At 40.4% G+C, this 441-nt stretch carries 1 protein-coding gene; it reads right to left on the reverse strand.

What is annotated here, in order from left to right:
- Window positions 1-441: DUF7507 domain-containing protein (locus RH81_RS01940; RefSeq protein WP_152604767.1), on the reverse strand; the 441-nt coding region annotated here is incomplete at both ends.

Here is a 441-nt window from a genome sequence, read left to right on the forward strand (position 1 = left end):
GGATCACCATCTCCATCAGGATCTACATCATCTGTATCATTTGGATCATCACTCTCATCTGTAACATTCGTGCCTGCCGGACTATCACCATCTGCTAATACAGTATTACTTACTCCACCTGCATCTACATCAGCTTGCGTGATGGTATAACTTGCTAAGTATGTCGCTATCTCATTAACTAATAATATCCCTTCTAAACTTCCTTGATCTGAACTATCAAATGTTGGTCCTGTAACTGTTAGAACAGTTCCATCTAAGTTCGTTAAGGTATCCACTAATCCAACATTGGTCAGGGTTACATTTCCGGTGTTCTCTACTGTGATTGTATAGTTGATTACATCGCCTGCTCCTAATACACCATCACCATTATCTGTAACACTAGCACTCTTCTCTGCTATAATACTTGGATTCTCTGGAATAGGGATCATCTGGATCACCATC

This window comes from Psychroserpens jangbogonensis (genome assembly GCF_000797465.1).
Classification (GTDB): domain Bacteria; phylum Bacteroidota; class Bacteroidia; order Flavobacteriales; family Flavobacteriaceae; genus Psychroserpens; species Psychroserpens jangbogonensis.